This window comes from Pseudomonas sp. GW821-FHT09C10 (genome assembly GCF_059418085.1).
Genome location: NZ_JBWKPE010000014.1, coordinates 41,174 through 60,425, shown reverse-complemented (window position 1 = coordinate 60,425; position 19,252 = coordinate 41,174). Strand labels below are relative to the sequence as shown.

General features: G+C 59.7%; 15 protein-coding genes and 1 pseudogene. 2 read left to right on the top strand and 14 right to left on the bottom strand.

All coding sequences use genetic code 11. The annotated features are described in order from the left end of the window. Position 1: 1 nt before the first annotated feature. Positions 2-1,237, top strand: a complete 1,236-nt coding sequence (codA, locus tag AC07OT_RS23780; protein WP_027603134.1) for a cytosine deaminase — start codon at positions 2-4, stop codon at positions 1,235-1,237. Positions 1,238-1,246: 9 nt separating this feature from the next. Here codA and AC07OT_RS23775 read toward each other — a convergent pair whose 3' ends face one another. The 5 genes and pseudogenes from AC07OT_RS23775 to AC07OT_RS23755 all read right to left on the bottom strand — a co-directional run bounded on the left by AC07OT_RS23775 (position 1,247) and on the right by AC07OT_RS23755 (position 8,336). Then, positions 1,247-3,397 carry a lipase family protein gene (locus AC07OT_RS23775; protein ID WP_495109191.1) on the bottom strand — a complete coding sequence of 717 codons (2,151 nt, stop codon included), beginning with the start codon at positions 3,395-3,397 and terminating at the stop codon, positions 1,247-1,249. Between the two features lie 12 nt (positions 3,398-3,409). After that, positions 3,410-4,192, bottom strand: coding sequence for a hypothetical protein (locus tag AC07OT_RS23770; RefSeq protein WP_495109190.1), 783 nt, complete (start codon positions 4,190-4,192; stop codon positions 3,410-3,412). Then, entirely contained in the window at positions 4,185-5,021 is an 837-nt protein-coding gene (locus tag AC07OT_RS23765; protein WP_495109189.1) for a DUF4123 domain-containing protein, read from the bottom strand. The genes AC07OT_RS23770 and AC07OT_RS23765 overlap by 8 nt, the downstream gene beginning before the upstream one ends. Next, positions 5,021-7,039, bottom strand: coding sequence for a type VI secretion system Vgr family protein (locus AC07OT_RS23760; protein ID WP_495109188.1), 2,019 nt, complete (start codon positions 7,037-7,039; stop codon positions 5,021-5,023). The genes AC07OT_RS23765 and AC07OT_RS23760 overlap by 1 nt, the downstream gene beginning before the upstream one ends. A gap of 311 nt (positions 7,040-7,350) precedes the next feature. Continuing rightward, a pseudogene (locus tag AC07OT_RS23755) lies at positions 7,351-8,336 on the bottom strand (diaminopimelate epimerase). A gap of 342 nt (positions 8,337-8,678) precedes the next feature. Between AC07OT_RS23755 and AC07OT_RS23750 the strand changes: the two are divergent. Continuing rightward, on the top strand, positions 8,679-9,830 hold the full coding sequence (locus AC07OT_RS23750) for an MFS transporter (protein ID WP_065939386.1): 1,152 nt from the start codon (positions 8,679-8,681) through the stop codon (positions 9,828-9,830). A gap of 58 nt (positions 9,831-9,888) precedes the next feature. Here AC07OT_RS23750 and AC07OT_RS23745 read toward each other — a convergent pair whose 3' ends face one another. The 9 genes from AC07OT_RS23745 to AC07OT_RS23705 all read right to left on the bottom strand — a co-directional run bounded on the left by AC07OT_RS23745 (position 9,889) and on the right by AC07OT_RS23705 (position 19,245). Continuing rightward, positions 9,889-10,794 (bottom strand): hypothetical protein, encoded by a 906-nt coding sequence (locus tag AC07OT_RS23745; RefSeq protein ID WP_495109187.1) that lies wholly within the window; start codon positions 10,792-10,794, stop codon positions 9,889-9,891. Positions 10,795-10,965: 171 nt separating this feature from the next. Further along, positions 10,966-11,283 carry a type III secretion protein gene (locus AC07OT_RS23740; protein ID WP_495109186.1) on the bottom strand — a complete coding sequence of 106 codons (318 nt, stop codon included), beginning with the start codon at positions 11,281-11,283 and terminating at the stop codon, positions 10,966-10,968. 141 nt (positions 11,284-11,424) lie between these two features. Beyond that, a complete protein-coding gene (locus AC07OT_RS23735; protein ID WP_495109185.1) occupies positions 11,425-12,402 on the bottom strand; it encodes a type III secretion effector protein in 978 nt (325 codons plus the stop codon). A gap of 198 nt (positions 12,403-12,600) precedes the next feature. Then, positions 12,601-15,006, bottom strand: a complete 2,406-nt coding sequence (locus tag AC07OT_RS23730; RefSeq protein WP_495109184.1) for a TonB-dependent siderophore receptor — start codon at positions 15,004-15,006, stop codon at positions 12,601-12,603. Positions 15,007-15,103: 97 nt separating this feature from the next. Continuing rightward, positions 15,104-16,057 carry a FecR family protein gene (locus AC07OT_RS23725; RefSeq protein WP_495109183.1) on the bottom strand — a complete coding sequence of 318 codons (954 nt, stop codon included), beginning with the start codon at positions 16,055-16,057 and terminating at the stop codon, positions 15,104-15,106. 29 nt (positions 16,058-16,086) lie between these two features. Then, positions 16,087-16,587 carry a sigma-70 family RNA polymerase sigma factor gene (locus AC07OT_RS23720; protein WP_065926921.1) on the bottom strand — a complete coding sequence of 167 codons (501 nt, stop codon included), beginning with the start codon at positions 16,585-16,587 and terminating at the stop codon, positions 16,087-16,089. 91 nt (positions 16,588-16,678) lie between these two features. Beyond that, entirely contained in the window at positions 16,679-17,314 is a 636-nt protein-coding gene (locus AC07OT_RS23715) for a CGNR zinc finger domain-containing protein (RefSeq protein WP_115488769.1), read from the bottom strand. A 96-nt stretch (positions 17,315-17,410) separates the two neighbouring features. Then, positions 17,411-18,025 (bottom strand): adenylyl-sulfate kinase, encoded by a 615-nt coding sequence (cysC, locus tag AC07OT_RS23710; protein WP_495109182.1) that lies wholly within the window; start codon positions 18,023-18,025, stop codon positions 17,411-17,413. Then, positions 18,022-19,245, bottom strand: coding sequence for an MFS transporter (locus AC07OT_RS23705; RefSeq protein ID WP_495109181.1), 1,224 nt, complete (start codon positions 19,243-19,245; stop codon positions 18,022-18,024). The genes cysC and AC07OT_RS23705 overlap by 4 nt, the downstream gene beginning before the upstream one ends. Positions 19,246-19,252 lie beyond the last annotated feature (7 nt).

Genomic DNA, 19,252 nt, shown 5'->3' with positions numbered 1-19,252 from the left:
CATGCACATCATCAACGCCCGCCTGCGCAACCGTGAAGGCCTGCATGATCTGCACCTGGAACACGGCCGGATCGCCAGCATCACCCCACAAACAACAGCGCCGGCAGTGGGGCCCAATGACCTGGACGCAGCCGGTAACCTGGTGATACCGCCCTTCGTCGAACCGCACATACACCTCGATGCCACCCTCACCGCCGGCGAACCACGCTGGAACATGAGCGGCACCCTGTTCGAAGGCATCGAGTGCTGGGGCGAACGCAAGGCCACCATCACCGAGGAAGACACCAGGACCCGCGCCAAAAAGACCATCCAGGCCCTCGCCGCCCATGGCATCCAGCATGTGCGCACCCATGTCGATGTCACCGACCCCGACCTCACGGCGCTCAAGGCCATGCTGCAAGTGCGCGAAGAAAGCTCGCACCTGATCGACCTGCAAATCGTCGCCTTTCCCCAGGAAGGCATCGAGTCGTACCGCAACGGCCGCGAACTGATGGAAGAAGCCATTCGCCTGGGCGCCGATGTGATCGGCGGCATCCCCCACTTTGAATACACCCGCGATCAAGGCGTGAGTTCGGTGAAGTTCCTGATGGACCTGGCCGAACGCACCGGCTGCCTGGTGGATGTGCACTGCGACGAAACCGACGACCCGCACTCACGCTTCCTCGAAGTACTCGCCGAAGAAGCCCGCAGCCGCGACATGGGCGCCCGCGTCACCGCCAGCCACACCACGGCCATGGGTTCCTACGACAATGCCTACTGCGCCAAACTGTTCCGCCTGCTGGGGCACTCCGGGATCAGCTTCGTCTCTTGTCCCACCGAAAGCATCCACCTGCAGGGTCGCTTCGACAGCTTCCCGAAACGCCGTGGTGTCACCCGGGTCAACGAACTGCTGGAGGCCGGCATGAACGTGTGCTTCGGCCAGGATTCCATCGTCGATCCCTGGTACCCGCTGGGCAACGGCAACATCCTGCGCGTGCTGGAAGCCGGTTTGCACATCTGCCATATGCTCGGCTACCGCAACCTGCAAAGCGCCCTCGACCTGGTGACCGACAACAGCGCCAAGGCCATGGCCTTGGGTGACCGTTACGGCCTAGAAGCCGGGCGCCCGGCCAACCTGCTGATCCTCTCGGCCGACAGCGACTACGAGGTGATTCGCAGCCAAGGGCTGCCGCTGTACTCGATTCGCCACGGCAAGGTGTTGATGAAACGCCAGCCGGCGCAGGTGGAGTTTGTCTAAGCACGCAGGTCAGACGATTGAGTCGAGATCCAGCGGCTGTGCCCTCCCCAGCTCACTCTGCGCAGCGGGAGGGATGCTCGCGACCTGAGGCAACGCCTGGTTTTCACGATGGCGGAACCAGCGCTTGAGACTGGGTTGCAGGTTGGAGGAGTGGCTATGGCTGCCGTAGACATCACGCGCTTCAAGACGACGCCAGCGCAGGGTTTGCAGGCGTTCGCGACTGGTGTGCAGGCGGTCGATCTCAGCGTTCAGCGGCTCATGGTATTCATAGGCACGGTCGTTGGCCGGGCGCTGTCGAGTCAGTTCACGCCGCTTGTCTTGCAGTTGCTTGCGCATGGTCGCAAGGGCATGGTCGAGCCGTTCAAACTCCCGTTGGGTCACCAGAGGACCATTGCTATCCACAGCCTGTTGCCAGCGACGCAACGTCGCCCAGGCGGCGGGGATGTAGCTGGCAGTCATGAAATGCTGTTTGTATTGCACCAACTGTTTGATCAGGCCTTCGCGATCAGGCATGTCACCGCGCGTTTGCCAGGCTCGGTTGCGGCCGGCTTCTTCAATGGACTCGCAGCCCGGCCTCCACAGCACGGAGGAATGCGTACCGTCCGGGAGCACGATGGGCATGAAGTGCTGTTGATCGCCGTGGTGTTGGTAGGGGTTGCCGCCAATACGTACCAGGCCTGCGGCGAACAGCAGGCCCCCCGCTGTAGGGGCGCTGAATAGCGTGACGGCACCGGGGATCCAGAGTTTGGCGGTGGTGTTCATCCAAGGGGCCGGGACGCTGGGGACCGGGTCGTTGTGGTTGACGATGCGGTGGTGCACCAACGTGGAAGCGCCGGCGGTGAACTCGGCGTCGGCGGCGCGGGGGGCGCCGTAGGTGTAGAGGAGGATGTTGTAGTTACGCTCAGGAATACGACGTAACGCTTCTGCCAGTAACAACACAATTGCGCCGCCCAAGCTATGACCACAAATAACTATTCGTTGGCCTATGTGAAATTGACTGAGGTAACGCAGCACGAAGTCACGCACAGCCCGGTAAGCCTGATAGAAACCCTCGTGCGCCTTGCCGACCCCGTCGGCGAATGCAACCTGATGGGCGTTTGCATCCCGTAGTGCGTCGGTCGTGCTGAACGTTCCGCGCACTGAAATCAGGATCACCTCATCGTGATGGGTGATGAACGCCTGGGTGTCAGTGCCGTCTTTTTCGTCATCAAAGAAGTGCAAGCTTGCGGGATGTTCCTGTTTCTCGCCCAACTCCGGGCGATTTTGCAGGTACAACTCAGGGTCGAAGGGCAGGATTTCGAAACGCCTGGAATAAGGGACATCTTCATAAAGAGGGAGAAATCGCCGGGTTTGCTCGGGATCAACTCGCCAGGCTTCACGGTATCCAGACAGTTGCTTGCCAAACAGGTTCCCAACGCTGGGGTCCAGCGGGAAATGGACTTTATCAACGGGTTTCTTTGAGGGTTCCTGCCCAAAATCGCAGTAACTCAACGCTGCAAACAAAGCCAACTGATACAGGTTCAAAGCACAGAACTCATCTTCAGTGGAGAGCATCGGGCGCAGGGCTCGCAGCGGTCGAACTTCGAGAACGGTATGCTGGCTGGGGAACAGCACGATACCCGACAAGGTTGGCTGGGGCGGGCCAAAGCCCAGGTCGGCCATCATTTTTAATGCGTGGCGCTGGGGGCGGTGGGGTGTTTTTTCCACGGGGGGAAGATGGGCGATATGGCGAACCAGATCGCTTACTTCAACCTGGTAAAACCGATCTGAGCTCTGTCGTCCTGGATTGCTTTCAGTTCGCCGACCATCGACGCTTGAAAAACGGGTTTGTTCAGCTCGGACTTGAAGATCGGTGATCGGTAATGGATAGTTGTCTCGCTGCTGCAATGTTGAATAGTAGCCCCTCCCTGCCTCATATGGAGCATCTAAAACCAGCACGACAGGACCGCGACACTGCCCCTCCAACCGTGCAAACCCTTCTCCATTCAAATGGCCTTTGTACCGCTGCCCTGCGCTGTCAACAACCTCATATCTAAGCCCTCCATAGGCTTTCCCATCACCTGATTCATCCACCAGACAAAAACTCAGCCAACCTCCATGCAATGCGCAAGCAGGCATACTTTCATCAAAAAAAGGGTGCTTCCATTCTTCCATCGTCATGCCTGGATATCCTTATTCAGTACAAGTTGGATAGATGTCGCATATACGCCCATCGGGCATTGTGATGGGCTTGAAGTCGGTAGTATTCCCGTTACAGAACGCATAAAGATCATCAAAATCCGTCCCTAGACAACGCTTCCACCCACCAGGAAAACGAATCCAGTTATCGCCCATGTAAGGTCGCTCTTCAGGATTGAGTCCTACTTTTATCAGTACCTTTTGTCCTCCCAGTTCATCTCGCAGCAAACCACCTCTCGTACCAACGTTAGATAGCGCCCCACTGTCACTCAAATATCCACATTTAAGGACCTTTATGATTACGTGCTTCCGCCCTGCAGTCCGAAACAACCACTGACATTGCCAAGACAGCTCCTGAACTCCCGACTCCGGCATTCCAGGCCTATCCCCCTCCAGATGATCCCTAATGGAAATCCCCCCTATATCCCCCCCAACGTCCGAATCCCGCTTGCCCCACTTCGCATAAAGATCAAAATCCACACTTCGCAGCACCAACGGACACCCCTGTACCGTTTCACTCAGAGGCAACTCATAACTCGCACGACTCGCCACCGGCACGTACTCAGTAAAAAAGACCTTCCGCTCCGGCCTCTTGCCTCGGCGCCTTGGCAAGGTGCAGGTCTCACCCGTTGCGGGCCCATAGTTGGCGGCCGTTTTAAGTTTAAATTCCGCAGGTAAATCCACCTCCAACGTAAAGTGATCTACCGGTTTCATCGCACACCCCGAAAGTCCCGCCATCGCCAGTGCAAGCAGCACGCCCCATACACGCTTACTCATCCTTGTTCTCCAACATGTGCCACTGCTGCTTAACTCGCTCAAAGTGATCCTGCGGTGTTTCTCCAACCATCGGCTGCCAACGAATCACACTGCTACGGGTGGCCTCTTCCAGCCGTCGCACGACCAGGAACTCCAGTTGTTCCGGGCCGCTCCATTGCCAGGCGCGAGCCTGTTCAAGGACCTGAGTCAGCCAAACCCTGGGGTCTTGGAATTCAACCAATGCCGCCAGGTCTTCACTGCGTTCAGCCAGCAGGTAACGCAGGATATTGGCGTGCAGGATGGCGCTGGCATTCGGGTTGGGCGTGTTCAGCCACGGGGCCGGCTCGGGCACCGGATAGTCACCGGGGGCAGGGTTGTCGCCACACTGCCAACTGCCTTCATGCCAGTAGCACACACTGATCAGTGGGCCGAGGAATGCTGGCCAGTGTTCAAGGCCCAGATGGTTCAGTGCGCGCGCCAACGTACGATTGTCGTGAAGGCGGTACAGCGTCCGGTTATTCTCCGGTCCGACCAGCAGCCGGTCGCGCCAATGCCGGGACATGTCCGTCAGGTCCGCGCCTGGCAAGCTGCCCAACCAGCCCCAATTCATCTCAGGCTCTTGCAGAAGATCGAGCAGCGCGGGCTCCCCTACCTGATCCAGTAACAGGATCACGGGGCCGGCCGTGGCCATTTCCGCCAGTGGGGTTTGTGCGTAGAGGTGGCAATACGCTGGAAAACCGCGTACCGCCAACATTGGCTGGCAGGCTGCGTTATTCCCCTCAAGTATCAGGCACAGCCTGTGCCCCGCCTGTTGCTGTTGGCTCATCCATCGGCTTGGAAGGTTTTCCATCAGGCAGCCCTCCCGCCGACGGTGCAGAGGCCTTCGCGGCAGCCCTCGCATAGCGGGCAGAAGTCCGCATCCAGTTGCCTGGCCAAGTGCATGATGGCGCCCTGTGTGGCCGAGATTTTCGGGCTCTGCGCAACCAACAGGGCGTTCGCCGACCCGGTCGCGGACGGGGTTCCACCGAGGGTGATGGGCCGACTGCTGAAAATACCGCCTGCCTGGATCACCAGGTGCTCTCCACCGGCCTTGAAACTCAGTTGTACGCCCGCGTCGATCACCAGGCTGGCGCCGGCCTTGAGATGCACCTGTTGCCCGGCTTCAATCACCAGGGTTTGCCCGACATAGGTCCGGCTGTCGCCCTGCACGTCCAGATGGTCGCTGGCCTTGAGCACAACCTTGCGGTCACCGGTGACGTGACGATGCTCCTCGCTTTCCAGGTGCACCGTACTTATCCCTCGAATGATCTCACGCCGCTCACCGGCCACTTCCAGGCGACTGTCATGCCCCACCTGCTGCTCCAGATCCCGCTGGGCACGAAGGTAGATGAGTTCCTTGCCACAGCGGTCTTCCAGGTGCAATTCGTTGCCGCCACCTCCGCCCGGGGTGCTGCGACTGCGCAAGACGCTGCGGGTCTTGTGTTGCGGCAAGGAATAGGTCGGCATGTGAAACGCATTGGGCAGGCAACCGTTGATCAGCGGCTGGTCCGGATCGCCCTCCAGGAACGTCACCAGCACTTCCATGCCCACCCGCGGGATCATCGTTGCGCCAAACCCGTCTCCGGCCCAGCCAGATGCCACCCGCACCCAACAACTGCTTTTGTCATCGCTCTTGTCCAGTCGGTCCCAGTGAAACCGTACTTTCACCCGGCCGTATGCATCGCAATGCACCTCCTCACCGACAGGCCCGGTCACCGTGGCGGTCTGGGTGCCTTGGAGGGTCGGCTTGGGGTGCTTGAGAGGGGGGCGATACGGTGCACTCCAGGGTGTGGCGGTGAAACGGTTGCGATACCCCTGGAATGCATCCACCTCCTCACCAGTCGCATCCTCCAGCACCTGCGGTTGATAACCCTCGTGACGGACCGAAGTGATCAACCATAAATCATTGCAGGCCGGATCCGGATGGTCGTGCAGCTCAAGAAAATGCCCACTGCGCAGCACCGCTTGGTCGCTCTTGCCCAATGCCCGATATCCGCCGATCTGAAGGCGCTCCAACCCCCTGCGCGCCAGGCGAGCCCCCCGTGCATGGCCGGTAAACCCAGCCGGGTAGCGGTAGTCCTCAAGTTGCGCTGAGGCAGAACCCGCAGTGTCTTGCAGGCATAAGGACGGATGCTCGAAGTCATGATCACGACGCACCGTTCGCTGGCTGCGGGTCGCCAGGCGTACGTCGAAACGCTGGATAACCCGTGTCTCGGCCAGCGGGCCGCCGGCAGCTGAATAACGCTGCGCAGGCAGGCGCTGAAACACGGTCTGGTCGTCGCCAAACACCAGCACATGCTGGTGCTCGCTGTGACGGAAGTGGTAGTGAATGCCCTCCTCTTCACACAGCCGCTGGATGAAATGCAGGTCGGTTTCCGCGTATTGCACGCAGAACGTACGCGGCGGGTAGACCACCGGCCCCAATTCAAAGGCATAGCGGTCGGCCAGGATGCCGTGGTGTTCGAGGACTGCCGCGATGATCTGCGGAACGCTGCGCTGCTGGAAAATCCGCTGGTCGCGTCGATGGGCAAGGTAGGCGAGATGCGGCGCCAACGTCAGGTGATAACGGGTGAGCCGCCGCCCGGGATCATCGCGACCAATCGCGTAAACCTGCCCGTGCAGGCCTTCGTCGGCGTCGCCAAACGCCAGGTAGGCGGGCTGGTGGAGCAGTGACTCGAGGTCCAGTGAAGGGTTTTCGCTGACCACCTGCACCTGGATGAAAAACGGCTGATCAAGCACCTCCTGACCGTTGAACGCCAATACTTGAAAGTCAGTCTTTATGCCTGGAAGGATTAATTTGAAACGTGACGAAACAAACGCGTTAACCATCCGTTGTTACCCGCCAATATCGATAGTTATTACCGGACTGAGATACTTCCCCCGTCAAACATCAAATAAGTTGCCGAGAAAAAGCGCCTGAACGCCTTGAAGCTTAGCGATTTCAGGAAAAAATCGACCCCAAAAAAAATAAAAAAGAAGTTTCGTACGACTGAGATTGAAGTGTCTTTTACAAAATAATAAATCGAGTCAATGAGCCACTTCTTAAACATAAGAAATGCCCTACACCAACTTTTATCTGATCAATTAATTAATAGCGAAACAGCTGACACCCACTCAGGGCGCCAACTGTTCAAAAGACTTCATGTCTGAGGCCGTGCAGTCCCGAACAGACTGACGCTCAGCAGCGTATCGACCTGGGTATGCAAACGTACCGGCGCAGTGCCACCCGGCATCACCACCGCAACTTCACCCCCCTCAACCCAACCCGCTCGCCACGCCGCACAGGCCACGGCACTGGCGCTGGTGCCGGAGGATGCCGTGGGGCCCTCTCCCCGCTCGAACACCCGGGCAACCACCCGGTTGCCGGATTGCCTGGCGACCCATTGCAAATTGACGCCGGCCAAGCATGGCTCGCCGCTTCCTGCCGGGGGGGCGAAGGCAATCGCCTGCAACGGTTCGAACAGCGCTGGCTGTTGCATCTGCAGATTGTCCGGCAAGGCTGACAGGTGTTCGACCAGGGTCACACAATGAGGATTGCCCACACGCACAAACTGACTGTGCGCCCACTGTGGGTTGATTGCCGCCAACGCCTTCACATGGCTCAGTTCAATGCCGTCCTGGAACACCTGCTCAACCCCCTGCGCCCCCACGGCCGACGGCCCGAACCCGGGCAAACCCAATGCCAGCCAGAATCCGGAGCGGTGCCCATAGACAGCAGGCTCGACCCGAGTCAGCACCGGCGACACCCCGTCAGGCTGGTCATGATGCACGCGCAAATCACAGGCCTCGGTCATCAAGCCCTGGTCAGTAAGCGCCTGGGCAAAAATCGTCAACCCATTGCCACTGCGCTCGGCCAGGGAGCCGTCGGTGTTCACGATCAACAGGTCAAACGGCGGCTCGGCCTGGAACGGGCCCACCAGCAAGCCATCACAGCGGTGGGCCTTGGCATTGGCCAGGCGCAGCGTCGAGCCCCACTCGCATTCGGACCTTATGGCGGATGCAGCCCACGCCTCGCGAGTCCTCGCGGCCTGCGCCGCGCTGTTGGGCACCTCGATACCCTGCTGCCGCAAAAAAACGGGCTGGCGACCCCGTAAATGTTGCCCCGTGCGTCATAGAACTGGGTCATGGCGCCACTTGCCTCGCTCTCTTCATCGGTGCGTCCGCTCGGTTGACTACAGGATTGGACCAGCGGCGTATTACACCATGCAGGGTGTGTGGGAGGCGGTCTGGAAGGTGGTATCCACCATGAGAAACCCGGGGTTCACCAGTTCCCACGGCAGTTACACACCTTCCAGAACGCCTCCCGCGACAACCCATGTGTGGTTACCCACGCCTATAGCGTTCCCGAATTTGTAAAAAAAATTCAGCGCCGCTTATCTTGAGGGGAACCCGGCTCGCCCCTCAAGGCCTGATGTGCAAGGATGTCGCGCCGGACATCGTTCGTTGAACGCTAAACCAAGGATTTTTCATGACTGCCATCCCCACCTCTGCGCCCGTGGTTCCCGGGCGCCTGGAGCAAATGTCGACCCGCATCGCTTTCTTCATCGCCGGCTTCGGTATCGCCGCCTGGGCGCCCTTGGTGCCCTATGCCAAGGCGCGCGCAGACCTGAGTGAGGGCACGCTGGGCCTGTTGCTGTTGTGCCTGGGGGTGGGTTCGATCATCGCCATGCCGGCGGCGGGCGCATTGGCGTCGCGCTTTGGCTGCCGGCGGGTGCTGACCGCCGGCACGATCATGATCTGCCTGGCCTTGCCGATGTTGGCCACGGTCAGTTCGATTCCGCTGCTGATGGCCGGTTTGTTCCTGTTCGGTGCCGGCCTGGGCACAGTGGATTCCACGGTCAACTTGCAGGCGGTGATTGTCGAACGAGCCAGCGGAAAAACCATGATGTCGGGATTTCACGGGTTGTTCAGCCTGGGGGGGATTGTCGGCGCGGCGGGTGTTGCCGGGCTTCTGGGGCTGGGCCTGTCGCCACTGCAGGCGACCTTGGTGGTGATCGCTGTCATGGTGGTGGCGCTGCTCAAGGCCGGCCCCCACCTGTTGCCTTATGGCAGTGAAAGCTCAGGGCCAGCCTTTGCGGTTCCCCATGGCGTGGTGCTGTTTATCGGCTGCCTGTGTTTTATTGTGTTTTTGGCTGAAGGCGCGGTGCTCGATTGGAGCGCGGTGTTCCTCAGCGCCGAGCGCGACCTGGATGAAGCCTACGCCGGGCTGGGCTACGCGGCGTTCGCCTTGACCATGACGGCAGGGCGATTGACGGGTGATGCCATCGTACGGCGCCTGGGCGCTACCTGGGTCATCGTGGCCGGTGGCGCGCTGGCTGCGGCCGGTATCTTCCTCGCCACGCTATCACCCGCCTGGGAAATGGCGCTGTTGGGTTACGCCCTCGTAGGGGCCGGCTGCTCGAATATTGTTCCGGTGCTTTACACCGCCGTCGGCAAGCAAAACGTCATGCCGGAACACATTGCCGTACCGGCCATTACCACCCTGGGGTATGCCGGCATTCTGACCGGGCCTGCCGTAATCGGGTTCATTGCCCATGGCAGCAGCCTGGCAACCGCCTTCCTGTTGATCGGAGTTCTGCTGGTAGCGGTGGCGGTCAGCGGGAAAATACTGCGGGTATGAACGAAGAACAACATGAGCCTCTTGAATCGTTCAAGAAGCTCATTCACGCCTGGGTGATTTATCTCCCCCTCTCTTCCTTGTCGTTTTTCAACCAGCGATCAATGCTGTAGTTCTTTAACCAACCATCATCGTTGTGGCTGCCGAAAATGTTGGTTCCGTTAGCCTTTGTACTATCCAGCGAGGCCAACAGCCCTCGTTCGACCAGATTCTTGGCCAGGTACACATCGTCCACGCTGTATTTCCTGGTGGGAACCCCGGTAGCCATATCCAGAACGACCTTACCCTCTTTTGTTTCGTAAGGGTCCTTGCTCATCTCGATGATCGTATCGGTCTTCACATAGCGATGCTTCTCGAAAAAGAAGGTGCGGTCTTCCGATTTGTCCCGCAGTTGATCAAATTTGTCCCTGAACGCTTCTACAACCTGTGCGTCGGTTTTCGCATGGAAGGGGTCGGCGCTAAAGGTGTTGGGGTTGGTATTGCCAGTCAGCTTACGGGCCTTTTCGAGGCTGTCCAAGGTGATTTCACCGTTCATGACAATCAAGTAGCTCACTCGCGGGCGATTGAGTATCTCCTTGGCCGCCTTGATTGTACGTGGGTCGAGCTTGCTGCTCTTGACGTCCTCTTTGGCTATGTCCTTCAATGAACTCAGGGTCAAGCGACCATCTTTCCTGAAGTCACCCAGCATCGGATAGTCGTTGATCAGTTGGGTCGCTACCAGTTGGTCGGAGACAGTGATAAAGGGGTTCCCTACGTCCGAGTCCGGCATGTTCCCTAATGCGTTTTGGGCGTCATACTGCTTAACGCCATTGTTGGCGAACTGTCTATCGTGAAAAAAAGGCTGCGCCGTGGGGAGCGGTGTGCCCAGCGGCCCGGGATCTACCGCCTGCCGCTGATGGCCCCCGCCCGCCCCCGTCGGCATATTGCTCCCATGCGGAATGATCCCTGGCACGTTAGTCAAATCCATAATTCATCTCCAGTATAGTTAGATTCCGTGGACCGGACCCTGGTTGCTCAATCGTCGAAAACGCCTCGAAAGCAACAGCCAGCGATTAAGTGGTTCTCGGAAAACAGTGGTTCCGGAGAGAGGCTAAATGGACTCCAGTAAAATTTGAGTGTTTGTAACCGCACGGCAGCATCAACCTAGTTTCTGCTTTCGCCACCAAGCGGTCAGGCCATTGAGCAGGCCGGCGTTTTTCAGTGCAGTCGTATTGTCATGGGAGCTCTTTTCCTCCACCGGCAGGCCGCGGAAAAAGTCACCCGCTACGGGCGCCTGGAATTTGTGCTGGCCGACAAAAGCCTTCATCCGCTGGGCTTCGGCCGCATGCACATTCGAAGGGGCAAAGGGATCGCGCGATGCGGCGTCCCTCTCCAACACCGTGGTGTCCTCTGCAGGGGGGTTGCGAAAAAGCTCTTGGCAGCTGGGCTGGGATGAACGAAACGAGGTTGAAGTCATTGGTTAGCCCTCACTCAGAATCTGAAAACCGCCGGAGTTGATTGATTCCGGTGGATAAAATCTATGTGGTGAATTGGCGTAAACAGTTCCTGAAAGGATGGATGCAGGCGCCGCATCCGATTCGCGGCGCCTGGGTGTCGCTCAGCGGAACAGAAAGTAAAGCCCAGCCCAACTGATCCTATCGTCACCCGGCCTGCTGAGCAGGTCATCCATCTGCCTCAGTACATCACTGCGTTTTACAATTTCCTTGGACAACTGGATCAGGTAATCCCTGTCAGAGTCGCCCGTCAGGTTTTCGTCAGCCAGGTTTTTCAAGTCGTTGACGTGCAGTTCTCGGTTCGAGTAGGGGCCTTTCAACTTCTCGAAATACTTGAGCATTTCACCGGCCAATTCCTTGTCAGTCTTGTATTTGAAGTAGTTTTGTCCGTAGATAACCGCGTTCACATTATTCCGGTCGATCAGACCATCGAGTGCACCGGTCGAGGTGTGCCGGTCAAGCGCGCTCATCAGTTCCGGACGTCGCAGCAGTTCTTTGGCCAGGCGAATGTTCTCGTTGACGCTGGGAAACGGAGACCACCCTTTATTCGCCATCGCTCGAATGCTGTCGGTGCTGATATACCCAGGGTTCCTGGGGTCCCTGAAGGCATTGAAGTTGTCACGCAACTGCACGGCCAATTGTTCATTGTTCTTGAGGGAATAATGCGGATCAGGCCTGCCTGGCACGGTAGGGAAAGGGCGCGGCGGAGGGTTGCTGATGACAGGCAGGGGGCGGGGTGGAGGATTGCTCCAACCTGGATGGTGCGGTGGTCGCCCCCAACCCAACCATGGGTTCACCCAATGCCTGACCTGATCCAGTAAGCCCGACTGCGCAGGAGCGGTTTTCTGATGGGCCACCGGATCTGCAACACTATTGCGTGCTGTCGCCGGCGATTGACTGCCGAACACTGGCCCGGCCACGCTTTCCCGGGACTGGAAGCTGACGTTTGCAGCGTTTTGACCGCTGAAGGAGGGTGCGGCCAGGACGGGGCGACTGTTGTTTGCCGCAGGGCTGGCTTTGGCCTGCGAAGGATCAGGGTTTGATGGCATCGGGGTGGATGCACTGCGAATCGATTCCGACATACGTTTCTCCATTACAGTGGGCGCAAACTTCAGCCTGGCGCTCCAACCATGACGTCGAAGCTTGTCAGCTAGCCCATGTGTGGTTTTTTGTCGGAATTGGTTCCTGATCAAGCAGCAAGATGCGCCGAAACAGTGTAGGAAATGGGCAGAAGAATCGCAGCCCGACCAAGGACTGCGATATTTTCAAACCGGGACGGATCAGAACCCGACGCTGGCCTGAACGAAGAACGTCCGCGGCTCGCCCAGGTACAAGCCGGCATTGTTATCACTGGAACGGGTGTAGTGCTGCTGGTCGAAGATGTTTTTCACGCCGACGCCCACCTTCAGGTTCGACAACTGTTCGCCGAAGTCATAACCGCTGCGCACATTGACCGAAACATAACCTGGAATATCGCCGAACTGCCCGTCCGCCGAGCCTTGGGTGACGTAAGTGCTGGTGGTACCCGGTGCGCGTTGGCCGGACTGGGCGTACACATCCAGGTTGTGGGTCCAGTGATTGATGTCGTAGCGCAGGCCCAGGGTGGCCACCTCACGGGAGTACAGCGGCAGGTCACGCCCCTTGAAGGGTACATCGCCTTCGGAGGTGGCTTTGGTGTAGGTGAAGCCGGCATTCGCCGTAAGGCCGTCGAGGCGCGGGTCCAGGTTCGATAGGTCGTAGTGGGCCGAGGCTTCGATACCCGTGTGTTGGGTAGCGCCGAGGTTGGTCCAGCCCACATCGTTGCTGACGTATTGCAGCTCATCCGAGAAGTCGATGTAGAAGAAGGTCAGCTCGCCGCCCCACACGCTGTCGTTGTAGCGTGTCCCCACCTCGTAGGTCTTGGCTTTTTCCGGGTTCAGGCCGTTGGCGGTCTGGTCGCCGGTGCCGCCCTGCCCGAGCTGGAAGTATTGCAGGCTGCCAAACGAGGTCTCGTAGTTGGCGAACAGTTTCCAGGCATCGGACACGTGGTACATCACGCTCAGTGCCGGCAACGGTTCATTGTTGTGGATCTCGCGGCGTTTTTCCTGAGTGCGAGTGCCGTTCAACGCAACCACCGGCCGGTCGTGCCATTCGGTGCGGATGTCTTCGAAGCGAATACCCGGGGTGATGGTCCACTTGCCGATATCGACTTTGTTATCGATATAAAAGGCGTTGGCCTCGGTGCCACCGGTGCGGTCCTGGTAGACATGACCATCACTCTGCCCGCCCGGTGTCGGTACGTTATTAACCAGGTTGAGGCTGGTGGCCTGCTCGTGCATGCCCTCCTTGAGGTAGCGATAACCGACGCTGACTTCCTGGGTGCTGGGGCCCACGTCGAACACATGGGACACCCGTGGTTCGATGCCGAAGGTGTAGTAGGTACGCGGGTAGGAGCCGAGGGTTTTCAGGTCGCGGTTGGCGATGTTGCTGCCACGGAAACTGTCGGAATAGTAGGTCAGCACTTCAGCCTGGGTACGGTCGTCGATCTGCCGGATGTACTTGAAGGACACGTCCTTGCGGCGGCCGCTGAAATTGTCCCAGTCACGCACCGATTGGTAGGGGTTGGCGTCGAACTGCTTCTGGGTCAGGCCACCAGGCATGTCGGCGCTGGCGTCGTAATAGTGGAAGTTCAGCGAGAAGTCGTCCTGGTCGGTCGGCGCCCAGTGGGTCTTGAAGATCACGTCGTCGATATCGTTGCCGTTGTTGCTGTTGCGATAGCCGTTGCCATTGACCCCGGAGTACAGCAAGGCCGCGCCGATGCCGTTATCGGCCGTGCCGCCGAGAAAAGCGTTGTCGATGTGCTTCCAGCCGCCGTGGGCCGAGGTTTGCAGGGTGCTGCCGACTTCGCCGGAGAATTTCTCGGGGATCGCACGGGTCACAAAGTTGATCACGCCACCGACGTTCTGTGGCCCATAACGCACGGAGCCGGCGCCGCGTACCACGTCGATGCTGTCCAGGTTACCGGCGGAAATCGGCGCCATCGACAATTGTGGCTGGCCATACGGGGCGAACGCCGCCGGTACACCGTCGATCAGCACAGTGGAGCGTGGCGACAGGCGCGACGTCAGGCCGCGTACGCCTACGTTGAGGGAAATATCACTGCCGCCAGTGCCGTTGGCTTCCTGCACCTGCACGCCGGGCACGCGGCGCAGTACGTCGCCGACGTTCATTGCGCCCTGCTCTACCATGGCTTCGCGGCGGATCACCGTGCGCGCGCCGGGGTGGTTCTGCACCACTTCGGCGTCGGCATCGCCGAGCCAGTCACCGACCACCTTGATATCGGTGGTGCCCAGTTCCAGAGGCGCGCCGGCATCGCCGGTGCCGTTGCCCTGCGGGCGCAGGGTCACGGAGCCCGCATCGATCTGGTAGTCCAAGCCGCTACCTTGCAAGAGCTGGCGCAGGGCCTGTTCTGGGGAAAGGTTGCCGTCTACCGCCGGCGCCTGCTTGCCGGCGACCAACTCGGGGCTGAAGAACACTTGCAGGGACGTCTGCTGGCCCAACTGGCTCAGCGCCGCGCCCAAGGGTTGGGCCTGGATATGAATACCCTCGGCAGCGTAGGCCAGAGGCAGGGAGACGCTGACAGCGAGCACCAGCGCCAGAGGCACCCAGTGGAAGATTTTATTGTGATGGGCGGCAAGTTTTTTCACGTCGAACCTAGTCCTGTGATCGCAAGAGTGCACGGCTGTTAATACAAACCAGTTGCAGTTGCAGGAGAAGACGAAGAACTCGGAAAAAACCTGAATCTCAGCGTGAAATAATTTCCTGGCTGCCGTCCGGCAAGGTGCGTAGGGCCACGGGCAGGATATGGGGCAAGGCCTTGAGCAAGGCATCGGTGTCATTGGCCTTGAACACACTGGTCAGTCGCAGGTTGCCAACGGCAGGTGTGCTGACGCGCAACGGGCGCTCGCGATAACGCGACACCTCACGGGCGACTTCACCCAGGGATGCGTTGTTGAACACCAGTTTGCCGCTGCGCCAGGCCGTCAGTTCCTCGGCATTCACTGCGTAGGACGCTGCCACCAGGCCTTGGTCATTGATATGGGTCCCCAGCCCCGCCGTCAACGTCACCCCCTCGTTCGGTGAGCGCCCTTGCACCTTCACCGTACCGGCCTCGACCACCACACGGGTCTGGTCGTCATCGCGACGCACATCAAAGCGCGTGCCGGTGACCGTCACCTGCCCTGCACCGGCGGCGACCACGAAGGGACGGCGGGTGTCATGCTCGACACTGAACATGGCCTCGCCCTGCTTGAGTTCAACACTGCGGCGGCCTTTTTCGTAGTGCACCGAGACAACACTGCGGCTGTTCAAATCCATCGTCGAGCCGTCGGGCAATGCCACCTGGCGATGCTCACCCAGGCGCGTGCTGAAATCGGCCCGGTAGGGCTTCGGATGATCAAGGCCGCTGAACAAGCCGAGCCCCAAGGCCACGGCGACCACACTGGCCGCGACGGCATAACGCAACACGCCACGACGTTTTGGACGCTCGGCCGGCGCCTCGCCCAACGCCTGCAAGCGGGCCTTGGGCACCAGGTCGGCGGCGCTCCACAGGCCTTGCAACACATCGAATTCATATTGGTGTTCGGGCTTTTCACTGCGCCACGCATCGAAACGCTCGCGCTCGGTGGCGTCCAACCCAGCGTCTTGCAGGCGTACAAACCATTGCGCGGCTTCGTCGCGGGCACGGTTATCCATCATGGAAGGTCCTGTTTCAGAGCGAGCGTGTGTCATGGGGCCATCGCGTCCAGGCGGTCACGCAAATGCCGCAGGGTGCGGATCATATACTTTTCCACCATGTTCTTGGACAAGCCCAGGCGCTCGGCGATCTCCTGCTGGGTCAGGCCCTCGATCTTCTGCCAGATAAAGATCCTGCGGCAGTTGAGCGGCAACTCGGCCAATGCCCGCTCGATGGAGTCCGCCAGTTGGATCGCGTGCATGAAATGCTCCGGGTCACCGCCGTGGGGCTGGCTCTGATCAAAGGCTTCCAACGCCATGGCTTCCCGCCGGTCTTCGCGTCGGTAGGCGTCCACGGCGATATTTCGCGCAGTTTGATGCAGATAAGCGCGCGGTTGCTCTACCTGGGAGGCGGTGGTCTCCAGCACTCTCACAAAGGTGTCATGGGCCAGGTCCTCGGCCTGCTGACGGTTTCTCAGGCGGCGTGTCCAGGTGCCGATCAACTCTTCGTAGTGCTCGAAAAAGCCTGTTCTGCGGGGCGGCTGAGGGATCATCGCGGGGGCACTGGGGAGGCGGGGCGTGAATAGTAATGCTTCCTATTAAGCGGAGCAATTGCTACCCGTCGACCGCGACATTGCCTGGCAACTAAAGCGCCTGTTTAAGGCGGCTCAATTTCTCCCGGCTGCCGCACACGCTCATCTGGCACCATTTGCGCAGTTTGTTCTTGGAGATATCCAGGAATAGCCAATCGCAGTCGGTGGCCGTGCAGCACTTCAGCGCGCGAAGATCACCGGACACCAGCAATTGCGTGGCCTCGATCGCCAGGCGCCCGATCAACATTGCACTCAGTTCCTGGGCAGAGGTGCAGGTTTTCCACGCCCAGGCCGGCGTCCCGTCAACCGTGCGCAGCACCCGCCAGGCGGTGCCTTGCTGGAAATTCAGGTTGATCTGCTGCAAGGCGTCATCGGCCGCAGCCTGGCGCAAGGACAATGGATAAAACACGGCATACAGGCATTCGCGGAACGCAATGACGGCGTCCAGATCCGGCTGGTAGGAAATAGGCGACTCAAACACCATGGCCTTGTATTCAGCGAACTCCTGGGCAGAGATCAGCGAGGCGTGCAGCGCCCATTCAAAGAAAAACTGAAAACTGGTGAGCCGCTCTTCCATGACCTTGAGTGGGGAACCAGGGCGGCGGCCGTTGGTGGTATTGATGAAGTCCAACACCTGGGCCCCGCCGATCAGGCGGATGGATTTTGCAGTGCCGGTGAAATGCGTCATGCCTGCTCCTGAAAAAACGCGGTATGCCTGCGATGGCGCAGATTACCTTGTTTTCTGAAGGTGCAGGCACCGCCACCGCGGCGCAAAGACCAGCGGCTATGTGCGCCCGTCGTTGCGGGCCATCCAATCGAGAATAGTCGCGACAGACTGTTCGACCGACAGCGCCTGGGTGTCCAGGTGCACTTCCGGAAAGATCGGCACGTCGTAGTTCGAATCAATCCCGGTGAAATGTTGGATCAGCCCCAGGCGGGCTTTTTTATACAAGCCTTTAGGGTCACGTTGTTCCGCCGTTTCCAGCGGCGCGTCCACATGCACCTCGACAAAATGCTCATTGCCGACAATGGCGCGCGCGTAATGCCGGCTGGCCGCCGACGGCGAGATCAGCGCCACGATCACCACCAGCCCCGCGTCCAGCATCAAGCGCGCCACTTCGGCGACCCGCCGGATATTCTCGTCGCGGTCGCTGTCGGTAAAACCCAGGTCGCGGCACAGGCCGCCGCGCACCGAGTCGCCGTCAATGATGCAGGTCAAGCGCCCCTGTGCCTGCAAGGCGCTGTCCAGCGCATCGGCAATCGTCGACTTGCCGGCCGCCGAGAGGCCCGTCATCCAGATGACCAAGGGCTTCTGCCCCATACGCGAGCGTTCCGCGCCGTGATGGCTGAACGCAAACGCATGCAGGTTCCGCTCTGGACGTTCCGCAAACTGACTCATGGCCGCTCACCCTCTGTCACCGGCGGTTTACCCAACAGGAACACCATCACGCATTGCACGAACAGCAACAGCGCAACCACCCAGTAGACGGTCGCGAACGAGCCGGTCAGGTCCTTGGAGAAACCGCCCAGGAAGTTGCCGCACACACCGCCCAGGCCGATCAGCACATTGGCAATGCCGAATGCCTGGGTCAGTCGGCTGACCGGCACGATTTGCCCGATGTAGCTGGGGACAAGCCCGAAGATGGGGTAGAACGCCAGCGCAAACAAAAACGCGGCGAGGTAGAACAGCGGGAGGCTGTTGAAACTGAACACCAGGGTGGCGGCCAGCCCCGCACTCAAAAAGCACATGGCCAGCGACGCCCTGACGCCCACCTTGTCGGCGATCCACCCCACCAGAAAGCCCGAGGCCATGCCCACCGCACCGATGGTGGTCCAGACAAACCCGGCGTCCTGCACCGACACCCCCAACTCATCCCGCAGGAACGGAGCCAGGTAAGTCTGGAACGGCAACAGCGCCATCCCGTTCAAAAAGGCAATAGCCCAGGTCAGGTACAGCGAGCGACTCAACCAAGGTGCGTGGCTGTCGAAGACCGTCGAACGCTGCCCGGAAAAACCGGCGTCCTTGTCCGCCACCAGGTTGCGCAGCAGAAACCAGGCCACCACGCACAGGGCCACCGAGATCAGGCCCGCGGTGAGCCAGATCGAGCGCCAGCCACCCTGCAGGGTGAGGAACGACACCAGCAAGCCATTGATGAACACGCCGTAGCTGGTGCCGCTGGAAATCAGCCCCATGACCCGCGAGCGATTCCCCGGGCTGAAGCCCTTGGTGACAATCTCCGCCAACGGGATGTACACCGAGGCCGAGCAGCCGCCGAGCAAAATCAACAACGCCCCGGACAGCCAGATACTGTTGCTGACACTCAGCCCCAACAGCGCCAGGGAGGTCATCAGCGTCGACACCAGGCTGATTTTCCAGCCTTCGAAAAAACGACTGATGTAACTGGTGACCGATGAAAACAGCAGGAAGCCGATCTGCGCACCGCCGGTGATCAGGCCCACCGTGGTGTAGTCGAATCCGATGTCGCGGCGCATGTCCACCACCAGGTTGGCGAACAGGTAAACGCCAAACCCGTAGGTACTGGCCACGAACCCGGTCAACACCACCGCCAGCACGACGCTGTCCAACGGGCGCGCGCTACTGTGTACCAGTGTGCTCATCAGGTAC